Source organism: Oceanicoccus sagamiensis (genome assembly GCF_002117105.1).
Classification (GTDB): domain Bacteria; phylum Pseudomonadota; class Gammaproteobacteria; order Pseudomonadales; family Dasaniaceae; genus Oceanicoccus; species Oceanicoccus sagamiensis.
The window spans coordinates 3981187-4006431 of the sequence record NZ_CP019343.1 but is presented as its reverse complement, the minus strand read 5'-3'; the positions used below and the strand labels follow the sequence as shown (position 1 = coordinate 4006431).

The 25245-nt window shown below is 49.2% G+C and carries 23 protein-coding genes and 1 pseudogene; 14 read left to right on the top strand and 10 right to left on the bottom strand.

Features of this window, described 5'->3' with window-relative positions; all coding sequences use genetic code 11:
- Position 1: 1 nt before the first annotated feature.
- Both BST96_RS18155 and BST96_RS18150 read right to left on the bottom strand, forming a co-directional pair.
- Entirely contained in the window at positions 2 to 1078 is a 1077-nt protein-coding gene (locus BST96_RS18155; RefSeq protein WP_085760051.1) for a microcin C ABC transporter permease YejB, read from the bottom strand.
- Between the two features lie 17 nt (positions 1079 to 1095).
- Entirely contained in the window at positions 1096 to 2946 is a 1851-nt protein-coding gene (locus tag BST96_RS18150; protein ID WP_085760050.1) for an extracellular solute-binding protein, read from the bottom strand.
- A gap of 225 nt (positions 2947 to 3171) precedes the next feature.
- Here BST96_RS18150 and BST96_RS18145 point away from each other — a divergent pair, with 225 nt between their 5' ends.
- Complete coding sequence (locus tag BST96_RS18145) at positions 3172 to 4638, top strand: HDOD domain-containing protein (RefSeq protein WP_085760049.1); 1467 nt, start codon at positions 3172 to 3174, stop codon at positions 4636 to 4638.
- Here BST96_RS18145 and BST96_RS18140 read toward each other — a convergent pair.
- Both BST96_RS18140 and gloB read right to left on the bottom strand, forming a co-directional pair.
- Positions 4635 to 6305: a LysM peptidoglycan-binding domain-containing protein gene (locus BST96_RS18140; RefSeq protein WP_085760048.1), complete on the bottom strand. Its 1671-nt coding sequence runs from the start codon at positions 6303 to 6305 to the stop codon at positions 4635 to 4637. The two genes, BST96_RS18145 and BST96_RS18140, sit on opposite strands and share 4 nt — an antisense overlap.
- A gap of 82 nt (positions 6306 to 6387) precedes the next feature.
- Entirely contained in the window at positions 6388 to 7167 is a 780-nt protein-coding gene (gene gloB / locus BST96_RS18135; RefSeq protein ID WP_085760047.1) for a hydroxyacylglutathione hydrolase, read from the bottom strand.
- 123 nt (positions 7168 to 7290) lie between these two features.
- Here gloB and BST96_RS18130 point away from each other — a divergent pair, with 123 nt between their 5' ends.
- From BST96_RS18130 to dnaQ, 3 genes are read left to right on the top strand one after another with little or no spacing between them, the layout of a single operon-like run.
- A complete protein-coding gene (locus BST96_RS18130) occupies positions 7291 to 8073 on the top strand; it encodes a class I SAM-dependent methyltransferase (protein ID WP_085760046.1) in 783 nt (260 codons plus the stop codon).
- A gap of 25 nt (positions 8074 to 8098) precedes the next feature.
- Positions 8099 to 8539 (top strand): ribonuclease HI, encoded by a 441-nt coding sequence (gene rnhA, locus BST96_RS18125; protein ID WP_085760045.1) that lies wholly within the window; start codon positions 8099 to 8101, stop codon positions 8537 to 8539.
- Positions 8540 to 8554: 15 nt separating this feature from the next.
- On the top strand, positions 8555 to 9262 hold the full coding sequence (dnaQ, locus tag BST96_RS18120; protein ID WP_085760044.1) for a DNA polymerase III subunit epsilon: 708 nt from the start codon (positions 8555 to 8557) through the stop codon (positions 9260 to 9262).
- A gap of 32 nt (positions 9263 to 9294) precedes the next feature.
- Here dnaQ and nhaB read toward each other — a convergent pair.
- Positions 9295 to 10796 (bottom strand): annotated as a pseudogene (gene nhaB, locus BST96_RS18115) (sodium/proton antiporter NhaB).
- Positions 10797 to 11097: 301 nt separating this feature from the next.
- On the opposite strand from nhaB, the gene BST96_RS18110 reads away from it, so the two are divergent.
- The 3 genes from BST96_RS18110 (at position 11098) to sohB (ending at position 14654) form a co-directional block, all read left to right on the top strand.
- Positions 11098 to 12816, top strand: coding sequence for a FimL-related protein (locus BST96_RS18110; RefSeq protein WP_085760043.1), 1719 nt, complete (start codon positions 11098 to 11100; stop codon positions 12814 to 12816).
- A 16-nt stretch (positions 12817 to 12832) separates the two neighbouring features.
- A complete protein-coding gene (locus BST96_RS18105) occupies positions 12833 to 13486 on the top strand; it encodes a cation/multidrug efflux pump (RefSeq protein WP_085760042.1) in 654 nt (217 codons plus the stop codon).
- A gap of 130 nt (positions 13487 to 13616) precedes the next feature.
- Positions 13617 to 14654, top strand: coding sequence for a protease SohB (gene sohB, locus BST96_RS18100; protein WP_085760041.1), 1038 nt, complete (start codon positions 13617 to 13619; stop codon positions 14652 to 14654).
- Positions 14655 to 14734: 80 nt separating this feature from the next.
- Here sohB and BST96_RS18095 read toward each other — a convergent pair whose 3' ends face one another.
- From BST96_RS18095 to BST96_RS18080, 4 genes are all read right to left on the bottom strand, one after another.
- Positions 14735 to 15553: a transporter substrate-binding domain-containing protein gene (locus BST96_RS18095; protein WP_085760040.1), complete on the bottom strand. Its 819-nt coding sequence runs from the start codon at positions 15551 to 15553 to the stop codon at positions 14735 to 14737.
- A gap of 93 nt (positions 15554 to 15646) precedes the next feature.
- On the bottom strand, positions 15647 to 16699 hold the full coding sequence (locus tag BST96_RS18090; RefSeq protein WP_085760039.1) for a 3-deoxy-7-phosphoheptulonate synthase: 1053 nt from the start codon (positions 16697 to 16699) through the stop codon (positions 15647 to 15649).
- 31 nt (positions 16700 to 16730) lie between these two features.
- Positions 16731 to 17042, bottom strand: a complete 312-nt coding sequence (locus tag BST96_RS18085) for a hypothetical protein (protein ID WP_085760038.1) — start codon at positions 17040 to 17042, stop codon at positions 16731 to 16733.
- Complete coding sequence (locus BST96_RS18080; protein ID WP_085760037.1) at positions 17032 to 17628, bottom strand: PilZ domain-containing protein; 597 nt, start codon at positions 17626 to 17628, stop codon at positions 17032 to 17034. Before BST96_RS18080 ends, BST96_RS18085 begins: the two co-directional genes overlap by 11 nt.
- Positions 17629 to 17813: 185 nt before the next feature.
- On the opposite strand from BST96_RS18080, the gene BST96_RS21135 reads away from it, so the two are divergent.
- The 4 genes from BST96_RS21135 to BST96_RS18065 are packed head-to-tail and all read left to right on the top strand — an operon-like array spanning position 17814 to position 21038.
- The gene (locus tag BST96_RS21135) at positions 17814 to 18512 is read left to right on the top strand and encodes an ABC transporter permease (protein ID WP_240554843.1); all 699 of its coding nucleotides are present in this window, start codon (positions 17814 to 17816) and stop codon (positions 18510 to 18512) included.
- The gene (locus tag BST96_RS21130) at positions 18461 to 19057 is read left to right on the top strand and encodes an FtsX-like permease family protein (protein ID WP_240554842.1); all 597 of its coding nucleotides are present in this window, start codon (positions 18461 to 18463) and stop codon (positions 19055 to 19057) included. Before BST96_RS21135 ends, BST96_RS21130 begins: the two co-directional genes overlap by 52 nt.
- A gap of 12 nt (positions 19058 to 19069) precedes the next feature.
- Positions 19070 to 19783, top strand: a complete 714-nt coding sequence (lolD, locus tag BST96_RS18070; protein WP_085760036.1) for a lipoprotein-releasing ABC transporter ATP-binding protein LolD — start codon at positions 19070 to 19072, stop codon at positions 19781 to 19783.
- Positions 19784 to 19787: 4 nt separating this feature from the next.
- Complete coding sequence (locus tag BST96_RS18065; RefSeq protein WP_085760592.1) at positions 19788 to 21038, top strand: lipoprotein-releasing ABC transporter permease subunit; 1251 nt, start codon at positions 19788 to 19790, stop codon at positions 21036 to 21038.
- Here the strand turns inward: BST96_RS18065 and BST96_RS18060 are convergent, their stop codons facing one another.
- A complete protein-coding gene (locus tag BST96_RS18060) occupies positions 21039 to 21563 on the bottom strand; it encodes a DUF2062 domain-containing protein (protein WP_085760035.1) in 525 nt (174 codons plus the stop codon). It abuts the gene before it with no gap.
- Positions 21564 to 21754: 191 nt separating this feature from the next.
- Here BST96_RS18060 and BST96_RS18055 point away from each other — a divergent pair, with 191 nt between their 5' ends.
- The 3 genes from BST96_RS18055 (at position 21755) to BST96_RS18045 (ending at position 25245) form a co-directional block, all read left to right on the top strand.
- The gene (locus tag BST96_RS18055) at positions 21755 to 24067 is read left to right on the top strand and encodes a DNA internalization-related competence protein ComEC/Rec2 (RefSeq protein ID WP_169714038.1); all 2313 of its coding nucleotides are present in this window, start codon (positions 21755 to 21757) and stop codon (positions 24065 to 24067) included.
- A gap of 113 nt (positions 24068 to 24180) precedes the next feature.
- A complete protein-coding gene (locus BST96_RS18050; protein ID WP_206045362.1) occupies positions 24181 to 24807 on the top strand; it encodes a MotA/TolQ/ExbB proton channel family protein in 627 nt (208 codons plus the stop codon).
- 18 nt (positions 24808 to 24825) lie between these two features.
- A complete protein-coding gene (locus BST96_RS18045) occupies positions 24826 to 25245 on the top strand; it encodes an ExbD/TolR family protein (RefSeq protein ID WP_085760033.1) in 420 nt (139 codons plus the stop codon).

Genomic DNA, 25245 nt, shown 5'->3' with positions numbered 1-25245 from the left:
TTTAGCCACCCCTCGATTCAAAATCAATCCGGGGGTCTATCCAGACATAGGTCAGGTCGCTGAGCAATTTCAGTAACAGGCCCATCAAGGTAAAAATAAATAGTGTGGCAAAAATAACCGGGTAGTCGCGGTTGATAACCGACTCGTAACCCAATAGGCCCAAACCATCCAGCGAGAAAATCACTTCAATCAGCATGGAGCCGGTAAAAAACATGGTGAGAAAGGCGGCGGGAAAGCCGGCAATAATAATTAGCATGCCGTTTCTAAAAACATGGTGGTAAAGTACTTTGTTTTCTTCCAGTCCTTTGGCTCTGGCAGTCACCACATATTGTTTATTGATTTCATCGAGAAAGGAGTTTTTGGTGAGCATGGTTAAAGTGGCAAAGCCGCCTATGGTATAGGCGGTCAGTGGTAGTGCCAGATGCCAAAAATAATCTTTAATTTTGCCAACAGTACTGAGCTCTTCAAAGTTATCCGAGCTTAAACCACGCAGGGGAAACCAGTCCAGATAGCTGCCGCCGGCAAACAGCACAATCAACATTATCGCAAACAGAAAACCCGGTATTGCATAACTCACCGTAATCACTGTGCTGCTCCAGACATCGAAGCGATTGCCATGGTTAATCGCTTTATGAATGCCCAGCGGAATGGAAATCAGGTAAACCAGCAGGGTGCTCCACAGTCCCAGCGAAATCGAGACCGGCAGTTTTTCAATCATTAAATCAATCACGGAGGTATTGCGGAAAAAGCTATCGCCAAAATCGAGCTGGCTATAATTAACGACCATATCCCAAAACCGTTCGGACATAGGTTTATCAAAGCCGTACATCTTTTCAATAGCGGCGACCACTTCTGGCTCAAGCCCCTGATACTTGCCGCCATCACTGGTCTGGCCGGTATCGCCACCGCTGGAGCCACTAATACGGGCTGTGGCGCTAACATCGAGGCCCTGTAGCTGGGCGATCATTTGGTCGACGGGGCCACCGGGTGCTGCCTGAATAATCAGGAAGTTAACTACCATTATCCCAAATAGAGTCGGAATAATCAGTAGCAGTCGTCGCAGTATATAGTTGGCCATAGGTAAGGTTAGCCCGCTTACTGCTTGATGGATTGTTTGGCGTTGTTAAGTTGCTTTTCTTTGTCCGGGTCAACCCACCAGGTCATTAAACCCATGCTATAGCCGGAGTCATATTTAGGGGCGATATCGGGTTGGCCAAATTTATCCCAGTAGGCGATGCGATGCGCACCACTATGAAATTGCGGCACAACATAATGGTTATGTAATAACACTCGATCCAGAGCACGAGTACGATAAACCAGTTCCTCGCGACTGGGGGCGGCGATGACCAGCTCTACCAGTTTATCAATGGCTTTATTTTGGATGCCGGCATAGTTTCGGCTGCCTTGTTTATCCGCCGAACTGGAATGCCAGTATTCCATTTGCTCATTGCCCGGTGACAGTGATTGGCCCATGCCGCCGGTTACCATGTCATAGTCAAAGCTACGCATGCGATTAATATATTGAGAAATCTCTACATTTTTAACCGTCATCACAATGCCAAGACGTTTTAGGGCCTTGGCATAGGGGTTAACAATGCGCTCAGAAGAGGGGGCGTAAATAATCATTTCAATGGTAAAGGGTTGCCCGGTTTTGGCGTTAACCAGTTGGTTGTCTTTGACTACCCAGCCCGCTTCTTTTAGTAACTTGGCTGCTTTGCGCAGGTTGCCCCGGTTATTGCCGCTGCCATCGCTGATGGGGTTTGTATAGGTTTGGGTAAATACACTGTCTGGCACGCTGCCCCGAAACTCTTCTAATATCTCCAGTTCGCGACCTTCGGGAATACCGGAGGAGGCCAGTTCAGAGTTGGCAAAGAAGCTATTGGTGCGGGCATAGAGGCCATAAAATAAATTCTTATTAGACCACTCATAATCAAAGGCATAATTTAATGCCTGGCGCACTCGGCTATCTTTAAATTTATCCTTTCGCAGGTTGATTAAAAAACACTGCATACCGGACGGGTTGTCGTGTTCAATCATGGATTTTTGCAATAGGCCCTGATCAAATGCCGGGCCGGTATAACTGGTGGCCCATTGCTTGGAAATATTTTCCCAGCGAAAATCAAAGCGGCCGGCTTTTAAAGCTTCCAGCACTACCACGCCATCTTTGTAGTAATCGATTTGTATGGTGTCAAAATTATTGATGCCGCGGTTAACCGGCAAGTCTTCTGCCCAGTAATCTTTAACCCGTTGGTAAACAATACTTCTACCGGCGTCGGCGGACTGGATTTGATAGGGGCCACTGCCCAGAGGAAACTCCAGTGAAGAGGCACTAAAGTCGCGGCTGCTCCAATAATGCTCTGGTAATACCGGCAGTTGGCCAATAATTAAGGCCAGCTCCCGGTTAACGCCGTCTTTAAAGGTGAACTTCACTTGATGGGGGGAAAGTGCCTCAACGGTGCTGACACCACCGTAATAGGAGCGATAAAAGGGCGCACCCTGTTCCATCAGTAAATTAAAGGTGAAGACAACATCCGAGGCTTTAACCGCTTCACCATCATGGAATTTGGCGGTTTTATGCAGATGGAAGATAACCCAGCTGCGGTCTTCCGGTATTTCTATATGCTCGGCCAGCAAGCCATATTGGCTAAACGCTTCATCGCCGGACTGTACGGTTAAGGTGTCATAAAGCAGGCTTAGCTTATCCCCTGAGCTGCCCTTGGCAATAAAGGGGTTAAGGCTATCAAAGGTGCCTTGCAGGCCCCGCCTGAGAGTACCGCCTTTAACGGCTTGGGCCGAGGTGTAGTCAAAGCGTTGGAAATCAGCGGGGTATTTTACCTCGCCATGCATGGCAATACCGTGGATTAGGCTTGAGTGGTTGTCGGGGGCTGCCAGGGCGGAAGTAGCCAGAGTGTAAATGCTGAAAGCTACTAATAGGTTTCTGATCATAAGATTATCGTGGCCTGTGTGCTCGGCTATGCGGTTTCTAGTCAACTCGCACGCCTAAATAATTGTTTTAGCAACGTATTTTGGCTCACACGTTACCAAGAAGTACTGTCGGATGGAAGACTTGCGTCTATACTGTTGAAAGGAAACTTAATTACCATTATTAATTAATGATTTAACCCCCAAGTTAACTATGGAATACCATAGGTTTAAGGATTTAAAACCGCAATGACTGATCAAAATTCAGACAGTATCAACCCATCCACGGAGAAGTGGATCAAGCAGTTAAGCTCTGTGCAGCTACCCGTATTATCCGGGGTGATGCAGGAGTTAAATGCCGTCACCCAAAATAGCGAGAGTTCGGCCAGTCAGCTCTCAGAGATTATTCTTAAAGACAGCGCTTTAACCACAAAAGTTCTGCGTATTGCCAATAGTGCCTATAACAATCCCAATGCCGATAACCAGATCACTACCATTAGCCGTGCGGTGGTGCAGCTGGGCTTTCAAGGCATTAAAGCTATTTCCCTATCCGTGATGATGGTGGATTCGCTGTTAAAGCAACATGCTAAAGAGCGGATGTTGCAGTGGATGGCGCGGGGTTTTCATACGGCGGTTCAAGCGGAAAATCTATTAACCAAGGCCGGTGGCAATGAGAAAGAAGAGGAAGTATTTATTACCGCCTTGTTATTGCATGTGGGTGATATGGCTTTTTGGAGTTGCCGCGGTGATGCGGTTGACCGGCTCGATGCTTCGCTGGATGCAGATAGTGCCGGTGATGCGGAACTAGAGAGTGAAATGCTCGGCACCAGTATGAAAGAGATTACTATTGCCCTTGCCCGTGAGTGGCAGCTGGGCAGTCGCTTGCAGGAAGCTCTCTCGCCAGGGGGGCACCCCAGTCAGGCGACAGAAGCGGTATTACTTGGCGAAGAGATCAGCCTGGCCACAGAAAAAGGCTGGGATTCCCAGGAGTTTCGCGATGTGCTGGTCAAGGCTTCGCTGTTCTCAGGTCTGGGGCTGGAAGATGTGCGCAATATGATTGAGCAGGGGGCGGAGAAGGCCGCCAGTGTTGCCGTGACTTACGGTGCCAATAAAATCTGCCACCTTATTCCCAGTTCCACCGAGCAGGAAGTCAAGCCCGAGGCCAAAGTGCTCAAGGCCGATCCGCAGCTACAGCTGGATATTTTGCGGGAAATGGGCGTGTTGGTGGAGCAGCAGGTCGACGTCAATACCTTATTCCAAATGGTGGTCGAGGGTATCCATCGTGGCATTGGGCTGGAGCGGGTTTGCCTGTGCCTGATCGACCCCAAAGTCACCAGTATGCAGGCTAAATATGTGCTGGGTGATAATACCGATGACTGGCGTGCAGATATGCAATTCCCGATTAAGGCCGAGCAGGACAATCTATTTGCCCAGTGCCTGCATAGCCGGGTGAACGTGTGGTTGCGCCGGGATGTGACGAGTAACCTGCGACATTTAATCAATAAAAAGATAGAGCGCTTAATTGATACCGATAATTGCCTGGTATCCTCAGTCTATGCCGGTTCGCGGCCCATTGGTTTGATCGTTGCCGATAGAGGCCTAAAAAAGCCCCAGGCAATCAGTGCCGAGCAGCATGAAAGCTTTGAGCACTTTAGTCAGCAGACCAGTATGAGCCTGTCGATGTTAGCGGAGAAGGCGAGGCAGCGGCGTCGTTAATTGACGCCGTTGGTGACATCAACATAAAGCGTCAGCCGTTGGCCTGGTTGCAGGTATTTTTTTGGGTTAACCGCATTCCATTTCACAATATCATTCACCCTGACATTAAATTTATTGGCAATACGAGCCAGTGAATCGCCATTGCGAACCTTATAACCCACCTTTCTGACAATGGCATCCCGCTGGCCCGAGGCCTGAGCTTTAACTGGCTTTTTAATCCATAGACTTAATTTCTGACCGGGTTTAAGCATATCTCTGGGGGCGATACCGTTCCAGTGGGCCAGTTTTTTTACCGTCACATCATAGCGGCGGGCGATGGTCCATAAGCTGTCGCCGTTTTTCACCGTATGAAAAATTTGCTGGCTATTACTGCCGCCGGTGCGTTTTTTATGAATCGTGGCAAGCCGCTGCTCGGCACTGAGGGCGTAGTGTTTGCCATCCTTTGACGCTGTCGGAATCATCAGCGACTGACCGGCACGTATCATATTGCCGTGGATGTTATTAATCGACTTAATTGTATCGACACCGGTATTGAAGCGCTTGGCGAGTAATAACAAGGAGTCACCGTTTTTTACCGTATAACGCTGCCAATGCAGTCTTTGCTCAGGGGGAAGCTGGGCAATTTGCTGTTGGAATAGCTTGGCGTTTGCCATGGGGACTAATAAGCGGTGGGGCCCCTTGGGTGAGGTGGCCCAGCGATTAAAGCCAGGGTTAAGTCGGTACAATTCATTGATATCGATACCGGCCATAGTGGCTGCCTGGGCCAGATCGATTTGGGACTGAGTGTCTACTTGGGCAAAGTAAGGGCTATTGGGCACAGGGAATAGGGTACAGCCATAGCGCTGGGGATTGTCGACCAGTTTTGCCAGTGCCAGTAATTTGGGCACATAGCTGCGGGTTTCTCGGGGCAGGTCCAAAGACCAGAAATCAGTGGCTTTGCCGCGCTTTTTGTTTTTACGGATGGCCTTATTCACATTGCCTTGTCCGGCATTATAAGCGGCCAGAGCTAATAGCCAGTCACCCTCATAATACTTATTGAGCTTATCCAGATATTGGATGGCGGCTTCGGTGGAATCGATAATATCCCTGCGCCCGTCGTACCACCAGGTTTGCTCCAGCTTGAACATCTTGCCGGTGCCGGGGATAAACTGCCACATACCGGAAGCGCGGCCATGGGAGTAGGCAAAGGGATCATAGGCGCTTTCTACAATAGGGAGCAGGGCCAGTTCCAGTGGCAGGCCCTCTTGCTCCAGTCGCTCAGTCACATGGTAAATATAGCGTCTTGAACGCTCGCTAACTCTGGCCATATAAGCGGGGTTGCGCTGGTACCAGTTAAATTCTGCGTCCAATCGCTTTTGCTGGATAGCGTAATCCATTTGAAAACCCAGTCTGATACGTGTCCAGACGGTGGGCGGTGTTGCCCAAAGCGGTTCATTGGCACTGGATTCTGTTTCGCTGTACAGGCAGGTATAAGGTGAGCCGTAATCGGTAAAATACTCCCAGGGGTTCTGGTCGATCAGTTCGCTGGCCGTTTCGTGGTCAATCACTATCGCTTCGGGGGGCGTTGGCGTGGCTGGCTCAGGTTGGAGGCTTTGGCAAGCCGTCAGCAATACCATAGATATTACTTTAATAATATCTTTTAAATTGTTGATAATACTTGTATTCATTAATTTTATTAGGTCTTGTTAATACAGCGAGGCGCTATTCTATGGGTGCATTTCTACCGGGTCAATATCTGCCGGTCTGGTGCTAGAAATTATCCTTCCAGCCGCGAATAGCGGCAAAAACAGCCGTTGTGTCCGTGCAGGCTTGTTCACTCTGCTGTGCAGCACTGGCAGCAACTTCGGGCTGGTCGCAGCGCAGAAAAGGGTTGGTAGCCAATTCCATAGCAACGGTAGAAGGCAGTGTCGGTCTATTTTGCTGTCTTAGCTGGCTATCGCTGGTGATGCGGGCCAGCAATGCCGGGTTGCCGGGCTCTACTGCTTTGGCAAAGGCCAGATTAGCCAGGGTATATTCATGGGCACAGTAGACTCGGGTGTTGGCGGGTAGTGCCGCCAGTTTATTGAGCGACGCCAGCATCATGCCGGGGTTGCCCTCAAAGACACGTCCACAGCCACCAGCAAATAAGGTGTCACCACAAAACAGGATGGGGCCGCCTTCGGCCTGCTCAGAATAAAGGGCAATATGGTCAAGGGTATGGCCGGGAATTTCCAGCGTGGTAAATTCAAGCCCCAATAGTGAGAGCGTTTCACCGTGACTAAGCCGTTGCGTTATTTGTGGAATATTCTCACTGTGGGGGCCGTAAACGGGTATATCCCCCAGAGCTAATAACGTATTAATACCGCCGGTATGGTCAAAATGGTGGTGGGTAATCAATAGGGCGGCCAGCTCAAGATTCATTGCCTCCAATGCGGCAATAACGACCTTGGCATCGCCGGGGTCAACGACGGCGGCTTGATGGCTGACATCGTCATAGAGGCACCAGATATAATTATCGTCAAAGGCTGGAATAGGTTTTACAAGGATCATTATTAGCGTCTCTTTTTTCGTTACTGCTAAGTGTGCCCTAAGTCTGGATAAATAACTATTTTCAGTTAAGATAAAAGCCGCTTTGCGCAGCTCGTTAAACTTTTAATGATTCCGGGGTAGGAAGTGAAGGATTTTTTAAACCGTTTTAAAAGGCAGCCTGATACCGAGCAGTTATTACCGCTGCTGGAAAGCTGGTTTGATGGCGAGGCGGGCCAGCTGATGCTGCAACGACAACGTGAGCATATTGATGAAGCCCTGGCTAGCAGCTTTGGTTATCACCTGTTACAGCTAAGCGTGGATTCCCGTGTGCAACTCTTTGAGCACTGTCGGGTGCAGAATAAATACCCTTGCCACCCGCTGGGCAATGGCAGTGCCCGCTGCGACTTTGAACAGCTGCCTTTTGCCAGTGAAAGTCTGGATGTTGTCTTGCTGCATCATGTGCAGGAATATGTCAGCACCCCCCACGCCTTATTGCGCGAGATACAGCGGGTGGTTATTCCTCACGGCCATGTCATTATTCTGGGTTTTAACCCCTGGTCACCGCTGGGGCTATATGGCCAGTTTGCTCGTTTATTGCCCCATTCTATCTGGCAGAATCACAGTATTAGCCCGCGCCGAATCAAAGATTGGTTAAGTCTGTTGGGTTTTGAAACACAGTCCTGTCATTTCGGTTATCATAACCCCGCCGTGTTGGAGCGCAGTGATAAGCTGATGCTAAAGCGGTTGTTAAAACAATGGCCGCTAGGTAATTTTTATATGATCTCGGCGATCAAAGAAGAGGCGGGTATGACACCGATAAAGCCGTCCTGGAAAAAAGCCGCTAAGCCCTTTGCCGGTTTGTCTCCAGTAAAGCCTGGGGTGACTCACAGTGCTGCGCATAAGCCAGTCAATAAGAACAAAGCATAAAATGATCGCATAAAGAGGATGTTGCTTGAAACAGATTGAAATTTTTACCGACGGCGCCTGTCGCGGTAACCCGGGCCCCGGTGGATGGGGGGCATTAATCCGTTTAAAAGGTCAGCCCTCTACTGAGAAGAGTCTCTGTGGTGGCGCCCAAAATACCACCAATAATAAGATGGAATTACAGGCAGCTATCGAGGGCTTAAAAGCCCTGAAAGAACCCTGTGAAGTGACACTCTATACCGATTCCAAATATGTCTTACAAGGTATTACTGAGTGGTTAAAAGGCTGGAAGGCCAAGGGGTGGAAAACCGCGGCTAAAAAGCCGGTTAAAAACGTCGAGTACTGGCAGGCATTGGATGAGCAGGTAGCTCGCCATAAGATCAGCTGGCAGTGGGTTAAGGGCCATAGTGGCCACCGTGAAAATGAAATTGCCGACCAGTTGGCCAACCAGGGTTGCGATCAACTGTAAATCAGGAGCATATCAGTGAGACAAGTAGTACTTGATACAGAAACCACCGGTCTGGAGCCCTCGCAGGGGCACCGGATTATTGAGATTGGCTGCGTTGAGTTAGTCGACCGTAAACTGACCGGGCGACACTACCATCAATATATTAATCCCGAGCGTGAAGTTGAGGCTGGGGCGATTGAAGTCCACGGCATTACCAATGAGTACCTGGCGGACAAGCCGCTGTTTGAGCAGATTGTGCAGGACTTTGTGGCCTTTATAGATGGCGCAGAATTAGTCATTCATAACGCACCCTTTGATGTGGGTTTTATCGATCATGAGTTTAAATTGCTGCAAAGTAAAAGTCCGGGCAAAGTAGCAGACTATTGCTCCGTGGTGGACTCGCTGGTTATGGCCCGGCAAAAACATCCCGGTCAGCGTAATAGTCTCGATGCGCTGTGCTCACGCTATGAGGTCGATAACTCTGCCCGTGATTTACACGGTGCATTACTGGATGCCGAGATACTGGCTGACGTCTATCTGTTTATGACCGGCGGTCAAACCAATTTATTGCTGGCCGGTGAAGATTCACAGGAAGGTGGTGCTGCGGATACCTCGATCAGGCGTGTGGCGGCAGGGCGTCCAGCCTTAAAAATAATTACCGCAGATAGTGAAGAGTTGGCGGCGCATGAAGTGCGCTTGCAGGAGATTGATAAAGCGAGTGATGGGAATAATCGTTGGCGTTAAAGCTGGGCCTTAACGCCAACATAGCGTAGTGCTTAAAGTACGATATAAACCGCAGCCAAACCAACGCCACCCATAATAAAGGTATAGGGCAAAGCCATTACCACCATCTTGCCGTAGGACAATCTGATGAGCGGGGCTAAGGCAGAGGTTAACAGGAATAAGAAAGCAGCCTGGCCATTGGGTGTGGCAACACTGGGGATATTGGTACCGGTGTTAATGGCAATAGCCATGGTATCAAACTCAGCACGGGTAATGGTGCCGGCATCAAAAGCCGCTCTGGCTTCGTTGATATAAACCGTTGCGACAAATACATTATCACTGATCATCGATAATACGCCGTTGGCGACAAAGAACATGGTCGGCCTAATATCATTATCCATTTCCAATACGGCATTGATAACGGGGCTAAACAGATGCTGCTGCTCAATCACTGCAACAATGGCAAAGAACACAACCAGTAATGCGGTAAAGGGCAGGGCCTCTTCAAAGGCGTGACCCAGTTGATGCTCTTCAATAATACCGTTAAAGGCGGTGAGCAAGACGATAATACTCAGGCCGACTATACCTACCGCAGCAACGTGTGTTGCCAGTGCAACGACCAGAAATAGAGCAACCAGTGCCTGAATCAGTAGAGCGGCGCGATCACGAGTGGTGCGCTTGGCATCTTCCTGTTTGGCAAATTCTTCCAATACTTCCCTAACCGCTTTCGGCAGTTCTGCACCGTAGCCAAAAGTTTTAGTGACTTCCAGCATTAGGCAGGTAAACAGGCCAGCGACTAATACCGGCATAGTGATAGGAGCCATTCTTAAGAAAAACTCAATAAAGTCCCAGCCGGCTTTTTCTGCGATCAGTAGATTTTGTGGTTCGCCTACCAGCGTACACACGCCACCCAGGGCAGTACCTACCGCACCGTGCATAAGCAGGCTGCGCAAAAAGCTGCGGAAATTTTCCAGGTCTTCTCGGTGGAACTCAACTACGCCGCCATCATCACTGTGGTCGTGAGGGTTATCAAGCTTCTTGCCGGAGGCAACTTTATGGTAAACCGCATAAAAGCCCGTACCGACGCTAATCAATACCGCGGTAACTGTTAAAGCGTCGAGGAAGGCACTTAATACCGCCGCGACCAGAGAGAACAGTAGTGATAGCAATTTCTTGGATTTAACGCCCAGTAGTATTTTGGTAAAGAGAAATAACAGCAGGCTTTTCATAAAGTAGATACCCGCCACCATAAACATCAATAGCAGGAGTACTTCAAAGTTATTGTGGGCTTCATGGTAAACCGCCTCGGGGGCGCCATACCAATGGCTATGGCCTCAATGGCCAATAAACCGCCTGGCTGCAGTGGGTAGCACTTGAGTGCCAGTGCCAGGGTAAAGATAAATTCCAGTATTAAAAGCCAGCCCGTAATAAAGGGCCCTAGGGTATATAAAAGAATCGGGTTCAAGACTAAAAAGGCGATAATCGTCTTTTTATACCATTGGGGGGCCTGGCCAAGAAAATTGGCGACAAGGGCCTGAGACATGGTTTGAGCCATGGGGTACTCCTTAAAAATGGGCTTTAGGCTGTTGAATAAAATACATTACCCATTGAATATAATAGGTTTTTCCAAAATTGCAGGGAATTTGGCGCAATTAAACCGGGAAATGCTTAATTTCTTGTTTTAGTCTGCCGATAAACCAGGCTTTATAGCCGGATTTGCCTTTAATTATGTGATGCAAGTACCTGTTAATGTTATTAAAAAGTCGGGATAACTGACTAATACAGACTATACTGAGCAGTACTTGTGTCACCAATAACGACGCTGTGTATACCGTTACTAATAAAAAGGAGCCTCTGTGTCTCTAGACGTCAGCATTAACCTTAATTCCCTGCGGGTTATTCAGGAAGAGTTGGGTAGCACCCTCAGCCAGGCCGCCAATGAATTTGAGGCTTATACCATTGACCAGAGTAACTCGGGACATATCAACGCCTGTCACGAGTGTCTGGTACAAGTTGGCGGTACTTTTCGCCTGTTAGAGTATCCCGGTGCGGCGCTGCTGGCTGATGAAATGGCTTTGCTAGTCTCGGTGATGGCGGATGAAGAGCGCAAAACCACTAACACCATGATTGAGGCGCTTACCCATGCCTTATTTGTGTTGCCTCGTTATATTGAATATATCTCTGTCCGCCAGTCTGAGCTGCCTATTCTGGTGATCCCTTATGTTAATGAGTTAAGGGTTAGCCGCCGCGCAGAGTTAATGGCCGAGTCACATTTTTATCAGGGTGAAATCCCCACCATGGGGCTAATGGCCGCCGCTGGCAGCGAACCTGACCTGCGTTTACTAAAGGCCACCGCGCCCCGTTTGCGCCATATGTACCAAACCGGCCTGGTTGGGGTGATTAAAGAGCCCGATAGTAGTCCTCATTATTTATTTATGTCCCGAGCGGTAGCCCGGTTTGTCGCCTTATTGGGCAATCATAGTCAGGCAGAAATCTGGCAGTTGGCCAGTGCTGTGCTGGAAGCCTTTGGGGCTGGCAAGCTGGAGATGACCTTAAACCGCAAACGCAACCTGGCCGATATTGAAAAGCTGATGCGTTTGGTGGTTAGTCAAGGTGATGAGGGGCTGGCTCAAGCGCCTCCGGCATCGCTCAAACAAGACCTGCTCTTTATGCTTATGCTTAGCAGCTATAGCAGTGATGCCATGTCCGCTATGCGTCAGGCCTATTCATTGCCCAGCCTGGCTATCAGTGATGATGATATCGCCAAACAGCGCGCCTCTATGCATGGCCCCAGTCTGGATACCATTGAGTCGGTTATCAAAGTACTTAGTGAAGAATTACGCAATGCCAAGGATGTGTTGGAAATCGGTTCACAAAACAACAGTATTGATGGCGAAGACCTGTCACTGTTAATTGATACCGTTGCCCGAGTGGCCGATACTTTAAGTGTACTGAATTTACAGGGCCCTAAAGATACGCTGACTGAACAGTTGGAGATCGTGCGTGCCTGGCAGTCCGATGCTAGCGATGTTGGCAGTGCCGACTTTATCAGCGTTGCCGATACCTTGCTCTATATTGAAAGTGCCCTGGGCGGGTTAGACCGACGTGAGTTAACGGTTGAAGACCTCAATCAGGCCACAGCGATTACCCGTAAAAAGATTATTGCCAGTAGCCAGTTGGCACAAGCCGAGCAGCTGGTGATTGAAGAAGCGCAATCGGGTATTGCTCTGGCCAAACGGGCGATTACCTCCTATGTCGATTCCAATTTTGATGTCGCGCATATTTCCAATGTGACCACAACATTAAATACCGTGCGTGGCGGCTTGCATATGCTTAATTACAACCGTGCTGCGGCAGTATTAAAAAGCTGTCACGATTTTGTCGAGCATCATATTGCCGAACGTAATCCGGGCGAGCAGCGTCACCAGTTACTGGAAACACTGGCCGATGCCCTGATTAGTCTCGAGTATTATTTAACGGAACTGGAAACAAGCCGTTCCGTCAACGAAGATATATTATTAGTGGCTGAAGAGAGCCTGGCAGCGCTTGGCTTTGCCGTGGAAACTGCTGAATAATCATTAAGGATGTTTTATGGCCTATACCCTATTGGCTGGCATTATTATTGTTGTCGCACTATTTATCGTCTTAGCGGCGGGGCGCCTATTATTTAAAGGGCGTTGGTTTTTAGGCTGGCTTCGGGGCATGTCGGGTCTACTGCTGGTGGTCGCTTCAGTGCTGTTGGCATTGGCAGCATTTGATTTTTACAGTTATAAACAGCTCAGCAAAGAAGAGACCATAGCGACTATCAGCTTTGCCAGGCTGGATGAGCAGCGCTTCCAGGTGTCGCTGGTTGATAGTGATGGGGTAGAGCGCAGCTATGAGCTTAATGGTGATCTGTGGCAGCTTGATGCGCGGATTATTAAATGGAACCGCTTTTTTGCCGGTATGGGAATGCAGCCGGGTTATCGTATGGACCGCTTAAGTGGCCGCTATTATTCGCTGGAAAAAGAGCATAGCGAACAGCGTACGGTCTACCAGTTAAGCAATAGTAAAAGTGTGCTCGATATGTGGTCGTGGTTGCATGAATATGGTCAAAATATGTCCGTAGTGGATGCCTCCTATGGCAGTGCGACATATCTGCCGATGGATGACGGTGCTTTATTTTCCGTCAGTCTGTCCAGTACCGGTCTGGTCAGTCGGCCACTCAATGAGCGCGCCAAAGAAGCCGTCGAAGGCTGGCAATAATACGCTTATCGTCGTTTGGGCCGCCTGCCTTATCTTGACTTACTCTTTCTATCCCTCCAAGATTGCCCGATTGTGGGTAACAATAATGACTTTTGCTGCACTGAAGCGGCTAATTGATTGAGGTAACACTTTGGAATTTCTAAGTAACTACGGCCTGTTTCTGGCCAAATCCCTTACGGTTGTGGCAGCTATTTTGTTTGTTGTTATAGGCATTATTGCGGCCAGTAGTCGTGGTAAGCGGGAGCAGGATGGTCAGATTGAAGTCACTCTGGTCAATGACAGCTATGAAGAGCATGAGCAAGCCATTAAAGCGGTAGTGTTAGATGAGAGCGAGCTAAAAGAAGAGGCCAAGGCCTTAAAGAAAAAGCAAAAAGAAGATAAGAAAAAGAAGAAAACAGAGGACGACGAGGCTAAGAAGCGTCTTTATGTATTGCATTTTGATGGTGATGTTAAAGCATCAGCGGTTGAGAGCTTACGGGAAGAAATTACGGCAATATTAACCATGGCTACCCCGGATGATGAAGTCGTATTATGTTTGGAAAGCCCTGGCGGTATGGTCCATACCTATGGCCTGGCAGCATCCCAGCTAAGCCGGATTACTAAAAAAGATATTCCCCTGACAGTGGTGGTCGATGCCGTCGCTGCCAGTGGCGGTTATATGATGGCCTGTATTGGCACTAAAATTCTGGCCGCTCCCTTTGCGATTATTGGTTCTATCGGTGTGGTTGCCCAGCTGCCGAATTTTCACCGTCTATTAAAGAAAAACGATGTGGACTTTGAGATGTTTACCGCGGGAGAGCACAAGCGCACCGTCACTATGTTTGGTGAGAATACAGAGAAGGGTAAAGCCAAATTTGTTGAAGAGCTGGAAGATACGCATGAGTTGTTTAAAAGCTTTGTCACAGAGCATCGTCCACAGGTCAATATTGCTGAAGTGGCTACCGGTGAAATCTGGTACGGCAAGCGGGCACTGGAAAATCACTTAATCGATGATATCCAGACCAGTGATGAGTATCTCATGTCACGTCGTCACGATAGCAATATCTACTCGGTGAGTTTTGAAGCCAAGAAAACCCTGCAAGAAAAACTGGGGCTGGCGGCATCTTATGTCACCGACGGGGTGGTTGATAAGTTAATTCAACGTTTTAGTAGTAATCGCCAGTTCTGATTGCAGAGATAATTACTGACGATACGCATAAAAAAAAGCCCCGATTGTATCGGGGCTTTTTTGTGCGGGATCATCACTACTTAGGGTAGCGCTGCAATCCAGCTATCATTCTCAAACCACTTCTTGCGCAGCTGCGCAGTCAAGCCGGTTTTTTCAAACATATTCAGGTAATTGCGAACCAGGTTTTGAAACTGTGCATCGTTGCTGGCTATCGCAATACCGACTGGCTCAACAGACAGAGGCGGAAGTACGGCCAGACCTGCACCGGGGTTGCGCAATACCGCCAGTTTACACGCTGGCATATCAGCTACCATGGCATCGGCATCACCGGCAGCAATCATTTTTAATCCTTCTTCGTAATTACTGATTGCCTTGTAGTTGGCGTTGGGTAATTTACGCTGCACAAAGGTTTCGCTGGTAGAATTTTCCAGTGCCACCAAAGTGATACCGGATTTGTTAAAGTCAGCGCCCGTTTTAACTTTAGCTTGAGTGGCCGCGCTAACCAGCATGGACTTGCCTGACATCATATAAGGCCCGACAAAGGTAACTGCCTGGCTGCGTTCGGGGGTAATCGCCATGCCGGAAAGTACCATATCGACCTTGCCGCTTTTAACCGCAGCCTGTAATTCGCCAAAAGGCATTTCGACAATTTCCAGTTTGACTTTCATTGCGCCGGCCATAGCCTGAGCCATATCAACATCAAAACCAATGACCGATTTATCACGGCTAACCGCGTTAAAGGGTGGTTGGTCGCCAGACATGGCGGCTTTAAGTACGCCACTTTTGATCACCCGGTCCAGAGTCGGGCTGCCAGCTACCGCGGCACTTGAAAGGCATAAAGCCAATAAGCCGGCGAAGGCTATGCTAAGCGGTTTAAACGAATTGAGAAACTTGAACATACAACTTTCCTTTTATTGTTAAGATAATGACTTTATGTTGCGGTCATGTCAGGGTTGAAGGGGGAGAATAAGAGCCCTTGCCGTGAATGTCTACTAAAGAGCGCGTCTTTGTCGTATCGATTCTGCCAGACCTGCCATAACCTCTTCAGTGGTTTCCCAGGCAATACAGGCATCGGTAATACTGACGCCGTAGGCCTCAGGTTTTTTCTGGTTGCCTTCAAACAGATGGCTTTCAATCATTACCCCGGCGATAGCCGTTGAACCCTGGCTGATTTGCTGGCCTATATCCTGTGCCACAATGGGCTGCCGTGAGAAATCTTTATTGCTGTTACCGTGGCTGCAATCCACCATCAACTGTATGGCCAGATTGTTCTTTTCCAGCAGGGCAGTGGCTTCACTGATCGCGGTATGATCGTAATTGGGGCCTTTGTTGGAGCCCCGTAAAATAATATGACAGTCCTTATTACCCCGTGTGGTCACAATGGCAGAAAGCCCTTGCTTGGTCACTGACAAAAAGTGGTGCGGATGTGACGCTGCACCAATAGCATCAATTGCTATCTGGGTGCTGCCATCGGTACCATTTTTAAAGCCAATGGGCATAGATAAACCAGAGGCTAACTCCCGGTGAATTTGACTTTCCGTGGTGCGTGCACCAATAGCGCCCCATGACACCAGATCTGCAAAAAATTGCGGAGAAATCGTATCGAGAAATTCGCAGCCCGTAGGCAGGCCAATCTCGGCGATATCAATCAGTAGCTTTCTGGCGATACGCAGGCCTTGATTGATATTAAAGCTTCCATCAAGGAAGGGGTCATTAATTAAACCTTTCCAGCCAACAGTGGTTCTTGGTTTTTCAAAATAAACTCGCATAACGATGAGTAGTTCATCTTTATGCTGGTCTACTACAGCTTTAAGGCGGTTGGCGTATTCAATCGCGGCAGCGGTATCGTGAATAGAGCAGGGGCCAACCACGACTAATAAACGATCATCGCTGCCATTAAAAATATTGGCTATATCATCGCGGGCCTGACTGATCATGGTGGCGGCACTGTCGCTGACCGGCAGCTCCTCCATTAAAATGGCGGGGGGCAGTAAGGGGCGCAGTTCGTCAATATGGACGTCGTCGGTTTTGCTGTGAGTACTCATAGTTTGGGTTCTTAAAGATTAGCGGGAATGGTTAGTTGTTCGTTTGATCTTGCCGGCGATGTTTTAGCACGGTATGGATAACATGGTCGTTTTCAAAATAGACACCGAAATCTTGATAATCCCAGCGGCTGATAGGCGGTTCGCCAGTGGCAGCGTGTTTTACCTGCGGCTCGCCAAATTGTTCTATCACATGTTGACTACTCTGCTGGCGCTGCGGGCGTTTAATATCAGCAAGATAAGCTCCCTGGCTATGGATGGGTACCACCACATCTTCCGCTAACAATAGCGGGCTGGCCAGTAACAGGGTTAGGAGCAGGCTGTGGTTATTTTTTTTATTGGTCATCAGTTTCTTGTCTACGTCGCGCCAGTTGCAGTTGCATAATATGTTTGGCAATCAATTGGCGGTCACTGTCTTTTAAATGGGTAAAGCTCAACGCAACATTATAGCCTCCTTGATGCGCCTCTGAACAATTAATGACTTTGGCAAAAACCACCAGACTATGGTGGTTGGGAAGCAGGGTGAGCTGGATGGCCAGATAACCATCGTTGGCCAATTCGGTCTCGCTATGAATAGAGAGGCCACCTTCGGATATCGAGATATGTTGCTTGCGTTGATCGGGTGCTTGTTCTTCCTGCTCAACAACTTTGGCAGCGATAAGCTCCAGCTTTTTATTCTGTCCTTTTAGGTAGGCTTCAAGATCGCGGCTCTGCTCACCAATTGCTCTGAGAAATTTGGCATTATCCTGCTCAATAGACTGTAGCTCCCGCATGAGAGAATAGCCGGGGTCTTCTTTAAAGGCCTGCGGGATGGTATTGGCAAAGGCGCAACTTTCTTCCACCGGCTGGTAACGCAGCAGCACCTTATCATCAACGCGGAAGTAGTTTCGGCGTTCATTGATCATCGGCTGGGAAGCGTGTTCATTTTTCAAGTGGCTAACTCCCTGATTGTAGGTTTTATTAGCATTATTAGGTACTATGAGTCATGTAAAGCATCGCTTTACTAACTGTAGTACAGCTTAGCCAAAATATCATTGGTATTTAAGCTGGTTACAAGGGGGGGCGGGATACTTATCAATAGGATCTCACTCAGGCAGCCACTGACCAGATATCATTAATGTATCAACCTTTATCACTGTTTATCGGGCTGCGCTATACTCGGGCCAAACAAAGGAATCAGTTTATCTCCTTTGTCTCCTTGATTTCCCTGCTGGGAATGATTCTCGGGGTCACCGCGTTGGTCGTGGTGATGTCGGTGATGAATGGCTTTGAAGCAGAATTACGCAATCGCATTTTATCGGTGGTGCCCCATGGTTATATCGATGGGCCTGAACAGCGCTTATCCGATTGGCCTCGTTGGCAGCAGCAATTATCAGAGTCTGACACGGTAGTGGCTGCTGCGCCTTATATCGACGGTACGGTGATGCTTAGCCGGCCGGGTATGGTACGCGGTGCCGTCTTGCATGCTATTGAGCCAGAATCGGAGTCTCAGGTTTCTACCATGGGTGCCAGTATGGTGGCCGGTCAGTTGCAGGATTTACAGCAGGGCCAATACCGAATTGTCCTTGGTGAAATTCTGGCGCGATATTTAGGGGTTTATCTCGGCGATGAAATCAGTGTGATTTTACCCCGTGTTACCGTCACCCCTGTGGGGGTATTCCCCGAGTCAAACGCTTTACCGTGTCGGGTATCTTTCAGGTGGGTGCCGAGCTTGATAGCACCACGGTATTTATTCATTTGGCCGATGGTCAAAAACTGTTTCAAATGGGTGCTGATGTTAAAGGCTTGCGCCTGCAATTATCCGATTTATTTTTAGCCCCCAGCACGTTGCCCGGCTTACTTGAGCAAATGCCTGAGGGGAGTGATGCTAAAGCCTGGTCGGAAACTCAAGGTAGTTTATTTAGTGCCGTGGCCATGGAGAAAACCATGGTGTCCTTGCTGTTAATGATTATTGTCTTTATTGCGGCATTAAATATAGTGTCCATTGTCACCATGATGGTGTCCGATAAACGCTCTGATATTGCTGTCCTGCGAACAATGGGTGCTTCGCCCCAGTCTATTTTGCGCCTGTTTATGATTCAGGGTGTTACCGTAGGTTTTGCGGGAATATTGGTGGGTATTGCTATTGGTCTACCGATAGCGCTGAATGTGGGCGATATCGTTATTGCCTTAGAGGGTTTGTTAGGCGCGCAGGTATTTAACCCCGATGTCTATTTCATTAGCCGGATCCCTTCGGTGGTACAGGGTCAGGATATTCTGTGGATTGCCGTCTGTGGTTTATTATTGAGTGTGCTGGCCACCGTTTACCCGGCAATCAGAGCGTCTCTTATTCAACCGGCAGAGGCGCTGCGTTATGAATAATCTATTTAACCGATGGGCCTATTACAACAAGTGGAATTAGCTTTGCAACAGAAAACCGTTTTACAGTGTCAGGCACTGCGCAAAAGTTACCAGGAGGGCCCCAAGCCACTGGTGGTATTGGATGGCGTTGATTTTACCATTCGCAGTGGTGAGCGGGTGGCGATTGTCGGTGCCTCCGGTGCCGGCAAGTCTACCTTATTAAATATGTTAGGTGGTTTGGATACGCCGACTTCTGGTGATGTGATGATTGCCGGTCAGGCCATTGCCAGTATGAGCGAAAAGCAGCGCGGCCAATTACGCAATCGCTATCTGGGTTTTGTTTACCAGTTTCATCATTTACTGGGCGAGTTTACCGCACTGGAAAATGTCGCCATGCCCTTGTTGATAAGAGGTGAGAGTGCGGCGGCGATTAACCCTGTGGCCAGCGATATCTTAGCCAAAGTGGGCTTGGCTGACCGTCTGCAGCATAAACCTGCTGAGCTATCCGGTGGTGAGCGTCAGCGTGTTGCTATCGCTCGGGCGCTGGTAACGCAACCCCAGTGTGTACTGTTAGATGAACCCACGGGTAACCTCGATCATCATACCGCCGAATCTATTCACGCTTTAATGAAAACATTAAATGAACAACTAGGTACCTGCTTTATTATCGTTACCCATGACCTTTCGCTAGCCGAGCAAATGGACCGCAAGCTCTCGCTGATCGATGGCCGTCTGGTGGAAACTTAGCGCTGTGTTTAAACCCTATCCGATCTTTATTGGCCTGCGCTATGCCGGTGCCAAGCGCCGTAGCCAATTGGTCTCTTTTATATCTCTGGTCTCTATGTCGGGTATGGCGGTGGGTGTGGCCTTACTGATTTTAGTGTTGTCGGTGATGAATGGTTTTGATCGTGAAATGCGTACCCGTATTTTAGGTCTGGTGCCCCATATCAATGTAATTGCCTATGGCCAAACTGCCGATGCCCAGCAAGACTGGCAGCTGATCAAGGATAAGGTGCTTGCCCACCCCGATGTAAAAGCGGTGGCGCCCTTTGCTCAGTTAAACGCCATGTTATTAAAAGGCAGTGATGTTGAAGGGGTGATGATTTATGGTATCGATCCCGAGCAGGAACGGGCTGTTTCCATTATTGGCGACTATGTTAATGCCGAGTCACTGGCCAGTCTGCAAACCAGCGGCCGACAAATACTTCTGGGTTCCGCTCTGGCCGCCAAGCTGGGTGTTGCCAGCGGTGGCGTGTTAAATATGATGGTGCCCCAGGAAAATAACCGGGGGCGGATAGCACCAAGGTTTATTCAGCTGACAGTGGCTGAAGTCTTTGATACCGGTACCGAGTTAGATCAGACCGTGGCTCTGATTGCGCTGGAGACGGCGCTGTCTCTGATGCCCGCCGAGCAGCGACGGCAGGGTATGCGGATCACCCTAAACGATACCTTTGAAGCGCCCCGTGTCGCCTGGGAGTTAGCGCAAAATATCCCCTATGGTTATACCACCCGCGACTGGACCCGCACCCACGGCAATTTATATTCCGCCATCCAGCTCTCCAAGCAGCTGGTGGGTTTAATGTTATTAACTATTATTGCTGTGGCTGCTTTTAATGTGGTTTCTGCGCTGGTGATGGTAGTAACAGATAAGCGCGGTGATATTGCAATCTTGCGTACCGCTGGTGCCAGCCCGGCTGGTATTATGGCGGTATTTATGGTGCAGGGGACGGTGATAGCCTTAATCGGGACGATTGTCGGCACACTACTTGGGGTGATTTTATCACTGACCATTACCGATATCGTTGCAGCTATGGAAAGCCTGTTGCATATGCAGTTTTTAAATTCCGATGTGTATCCGGTGGATTATTTACCGTCTGATTTACGCTTAAATGATGTACTGATGATCTGCGGCACGGCATTTGTGATGAGTCTGTTAGCAACGATTTATCCCGCGTGGCGGGCGTCACGGGTATTGCCGGCAGAAGCGTTAAGGTATGAATAACTAGCGTTTGGCTTTGCGCTGGCTGCGGCGTTCCTTCCAGCGGCTGATCGTATGCTGGCGCCAGGCTAGCCGAACCAGCCCCGAGGCCAGTAAGCCCACCGATAAACCACAGATCACGCAGCCTAGCAGGAAGGGTTGCCAGTTATTTTCCAACCCATTTAATAGCCACTCCCAACTCAATTCAAAAGCAAATTGGCTGGCCTCGGTGCCAGTAACAGCAATGCCCACTTTATAGGCCGCATAAAAGATCGGAGCCATAGTAAAAGGGTTGGTAATCCAGACCAGTGCGACTGAAATCGGTAAATTGGCCCTGAGGAACATAGCGAGCAGGGCGGCAATAATCATTTGGGTAGGCAGGGGGACAAAGGCGACAAAAAAGCCGATAAAGGTAGCGGTGGCCACCGAATGGCGGTTTAAGTGCCATAGATTGGGGTCGTGTAGCAGGCCCCCGAGAAACTTCAGGGATTGCTGCTCCTTAACCCAGTCCGGGTCAGGTACAAAACGTTTGATAATCTTGCGAGCCATAGAGGCTAAGAGTCCCCACTAGTTAAACAATAAACCAATAGCCATTATAGCTGGCTAATAGGTATACGCAGCTGAATTGCGCTTTAGATGATAATTGCTTGCCAGCTGGGCGCCGCGTATTATGCATGGAATTAGCCGGCTTCTCTAGCCGGGTTCAAGGATCATGCCTTCCTGACTTAAGGATAAGTCTTATGCTATTAAGGATAATGGCGGCCGCCGCCGGTATTGCAGTGGTCAGTATATGCCCACAGCTCCCCCCTCTAACTAGCTTGATACTCTGTTTGCCGCTAGCGGCATGGCTGGCTTTGAAGCGTTTTTACTGTCTCTTGGGATTTACGGCGGGCCTTGCTTGGGGTGCGCTCTATGGTCATCAGTTGCTTGCCTCCCAATTGGTCGCCGACTGGCAGCAACAGCCGCTATGGCTGGAGGGGCAGGTGGTGGGTTTGCCGCTCACCAGCCTGCAGCGGGGCCAATCTGTAACCCGTTTTCAGTTACGGCTTAGTCAGCCGCCCTGTATAGCGCCGCAAGATTGCCGTCACGGGCTAAGGCTGGTGCAGCTCAACTGGTATCAACAACACTCCTCGCCGCAGACCATTATTCCTGGTCAGCAATGGCGTTTGCAGGTCTCGCTTAAGCGGCCCTATGGTATGGCCAACCCTGGTGGCTTCGATTATCAGAGCTGGTTAATCCAGCAAGGGGTTGGGGCTGTGGGGCGGGTGATTGGCAATCCGCACAATCGTCTGATTGCCGACAATAACGGTTCTGTGGATCGCTGGCGTTGGTGGCTGGGGGGTATTATTGATGATGCCGCTAATGAGTTAAGCCACCGCGATATTATTAAAGCCTTGCTGATTGGTGACCGGCGCGGTATTAGCCCGCAGCAGTGGCAATTATTTGCGGCCACAGGCACCACCCATTTAATGGTGATATCCGGTTTGCATCTTGGTCTGGTAACGACCCTGGTATTTACGGTGGTACGGGCGTTGGTATTGTTGCTTTTCCCCCGTTTGCCCGCAGAGCGCTGTGCCGCTTTGGTGGCGATATTGTTTGCTCTAATCTATGCCCTTGCCGCAGGTTTTACCTTGCCGACCCAGCGGGCATTGATCATGATTTCAGTCTTTATGTTGGGCTTGTGCTGGCGTCGCCAATTCCCTGCCGGGCAGGCGATGGCTGTTGCACTATTGCTGTGTTTGATGCACGACCCTCTGGCCACGGTATCACTATCCTTTTATTTGTCTTTTGCTGCTGTGGCCTGTTTGTTTTATGGCGGTGTTGGACGCTATCCCGTTTTAGGTGGTCTGGAAAAAATCTTACTGGCTCAAGGGCTGGTCTTTATTGGCTTATTGCCGGTGTTGGCCATATTTGTCGGGCAGCTTGGTTTTATATCCCCATTAGCCAATATGGTTCTGGTGCCGTTTTTTAGTCTGGTATTAGTGCCGGTCAATTTTATTGCCCTGTTAACCAGCTTGATCAGTTTACCGGCCGCCACTGTCTTATGGCAGCTTACGGATAGCTTGCTCACCCTGAGTCTGGACTATTTGCAGCTGCTTAATAGCATGGCTGTTGATCTGAATCTTTCTATTGCATACCGTCCCTGGCCGGTTCAGGTTTTGGCCTTGCTGGCAGTGCTTGTCCTGCTTTCACCAACAGGTGTGCCCGCTAAATACTGGGGCGGGTTGTTATTGCTGCCACTGATGGTTTATCAACCGACTAAATTGGCGGCGGGGGATCTGCGTGTTACTGTGCTGGATGTAGGGCAGGGGTTGTCGGTAGTACTGAATACACGTCATCACACACTGGTTTATGATGTTGGGCCAAGCTATAGCGCCCAATTTGATACCGCCACCGCGGTGGTGGTGCCTTACCTTCGTTATCTTGGGATAAACCGTGTCGATCGCTTGGTGCTAAGTCATGGGGATAATGATCATGCTGGTGCAGCGGCACCGTTTATTCAGCAAGTAGACACCAGGCGGTTATTCTATGGTGATGAAGTGCTTTCCGGGCTGCATGCTTCTGCTAGCTTATGCACGCCACAGTCCTGGTTCTGGGATGGTGTGCACTTTGAGTTTTTGCAACTGCCCGGTTTTCAGCGGGCAACCAAAAGTAATAACCGCTCCTGTGTGCTCAAGGTGACGGCGGGCAAACAGCGTTTTCTACTGCCAGGGGATATTGAGGCAGCAACCGAGTCACGCTTGCTGAACACATATCCGACTTTATTAACGGCTGATGTGTTACTGGCCCCACACCATGGCAGTGCCAGTTCTTCGTCCTGGGCTTTTATTAAAAGGGTTGATCCGGATAGGGTTGTATTTAGCAGTGGCTATCGCAATCAATTTGGCCATCCCCACCCGGCAATAGTGGATCGCTATCGCGTTTTAAACAGTGCTTTTTACCTTAGCAGTCAATCCGGGGCGCTAACGTTTACTGTTAGCCATGGCCAGATGCTCGGCCCCAGCCAATACCGGCAACAGCATAGACGCTATTGGTTATCTGCCAGTGAGTGAGGTTCAGCTCATCTTTTTTGGGCAGAATGAGTATTGCGCATAGTTTTTGTGCGTTTGATTAGTATAATGCCTACTATTAACGGGATAACAATAACAGTCAGCGAGGAATTAACGTGTTCGAATTGGTCAAAGCCGGTGGTTGGCTCATGCTACCGATTATCATTTGTTCCATCGCCGCAGCGGCTATTTGTATTGAGCGCTATTTTGCCTTGAACCCCGGTAAAATTTCCCCGCCTAATTTATTGGCTCAAGTGTGGGGCTGGATAAAAAACAATCAGCTCGATGCCGCTAAAATCCGTGAATTAAAAACCTCGTCTCCTCTGGGCCGTATTTTGGCCGCCGGGCTCAGTAACTCACGGCATGGTCGTGATGTGATGAAAGAAAGTATTCAGGAAGCAGCTAGCCATGTGGTGCATGATTTGGAACGCTACCTAAATACGCTGGGTACTATCGCAGCGGTGTCACCGTTACTCGGACTGCTCGGCACGGTGATTGGTATGATCAAAGTCTTTACTGAGATTATGTTGCAGGGCACCGGCAATGCGGCGGTTTTAGCAGGGGGTATTTCAGAGGCTTTGATTACCACCGCGGCAGGGCTTAGTGTGGCCATTCCCGCCTTGATTATGCACCGCTTCTATTCTCGTCGAATTGACTCTGTCATTGTCACGCTGGAGCAGGAAACCATTAAACTGGTTGATGCCCTGCATGGTGACCGCAAGGTCGACGTCAAAGAATCTTAATCAGACAGGATTAAATCCGTGCAATTTAAACGTCAAAGCAAAGCAGCGGTCTCGGTGGATTTAACCCCGTTGATTGATGTCGTTTTTTTATTGCTGATTTTCTTTATGGTCTCGACGACTTTTACCAAAGAAACTCATCTGAGTTTGGATTTACCGGAAGCCAGCGGTGAAGAAAAAACCGACCTGCCACAACAGATAGAAGTGTTAATCGATGCCAATGGTCAGTATGTCATTAATGGTCGCAGCCTTGTCTCTACGAGTATTGAAACCGTTATCGCCGCGCTGGAAACCGTGCAGGCGGGGGATGTAAAGGTTCCCTTGGTGATTACCGCAGATGCCGCCACACCTCACCAGGCCGTGATTACCGCCATGGATGCAGCCGGTCAATTAGGTTTTGTGCAGTTAAGCCTGACGACTAAAAAACCGGCGAGTGATTAA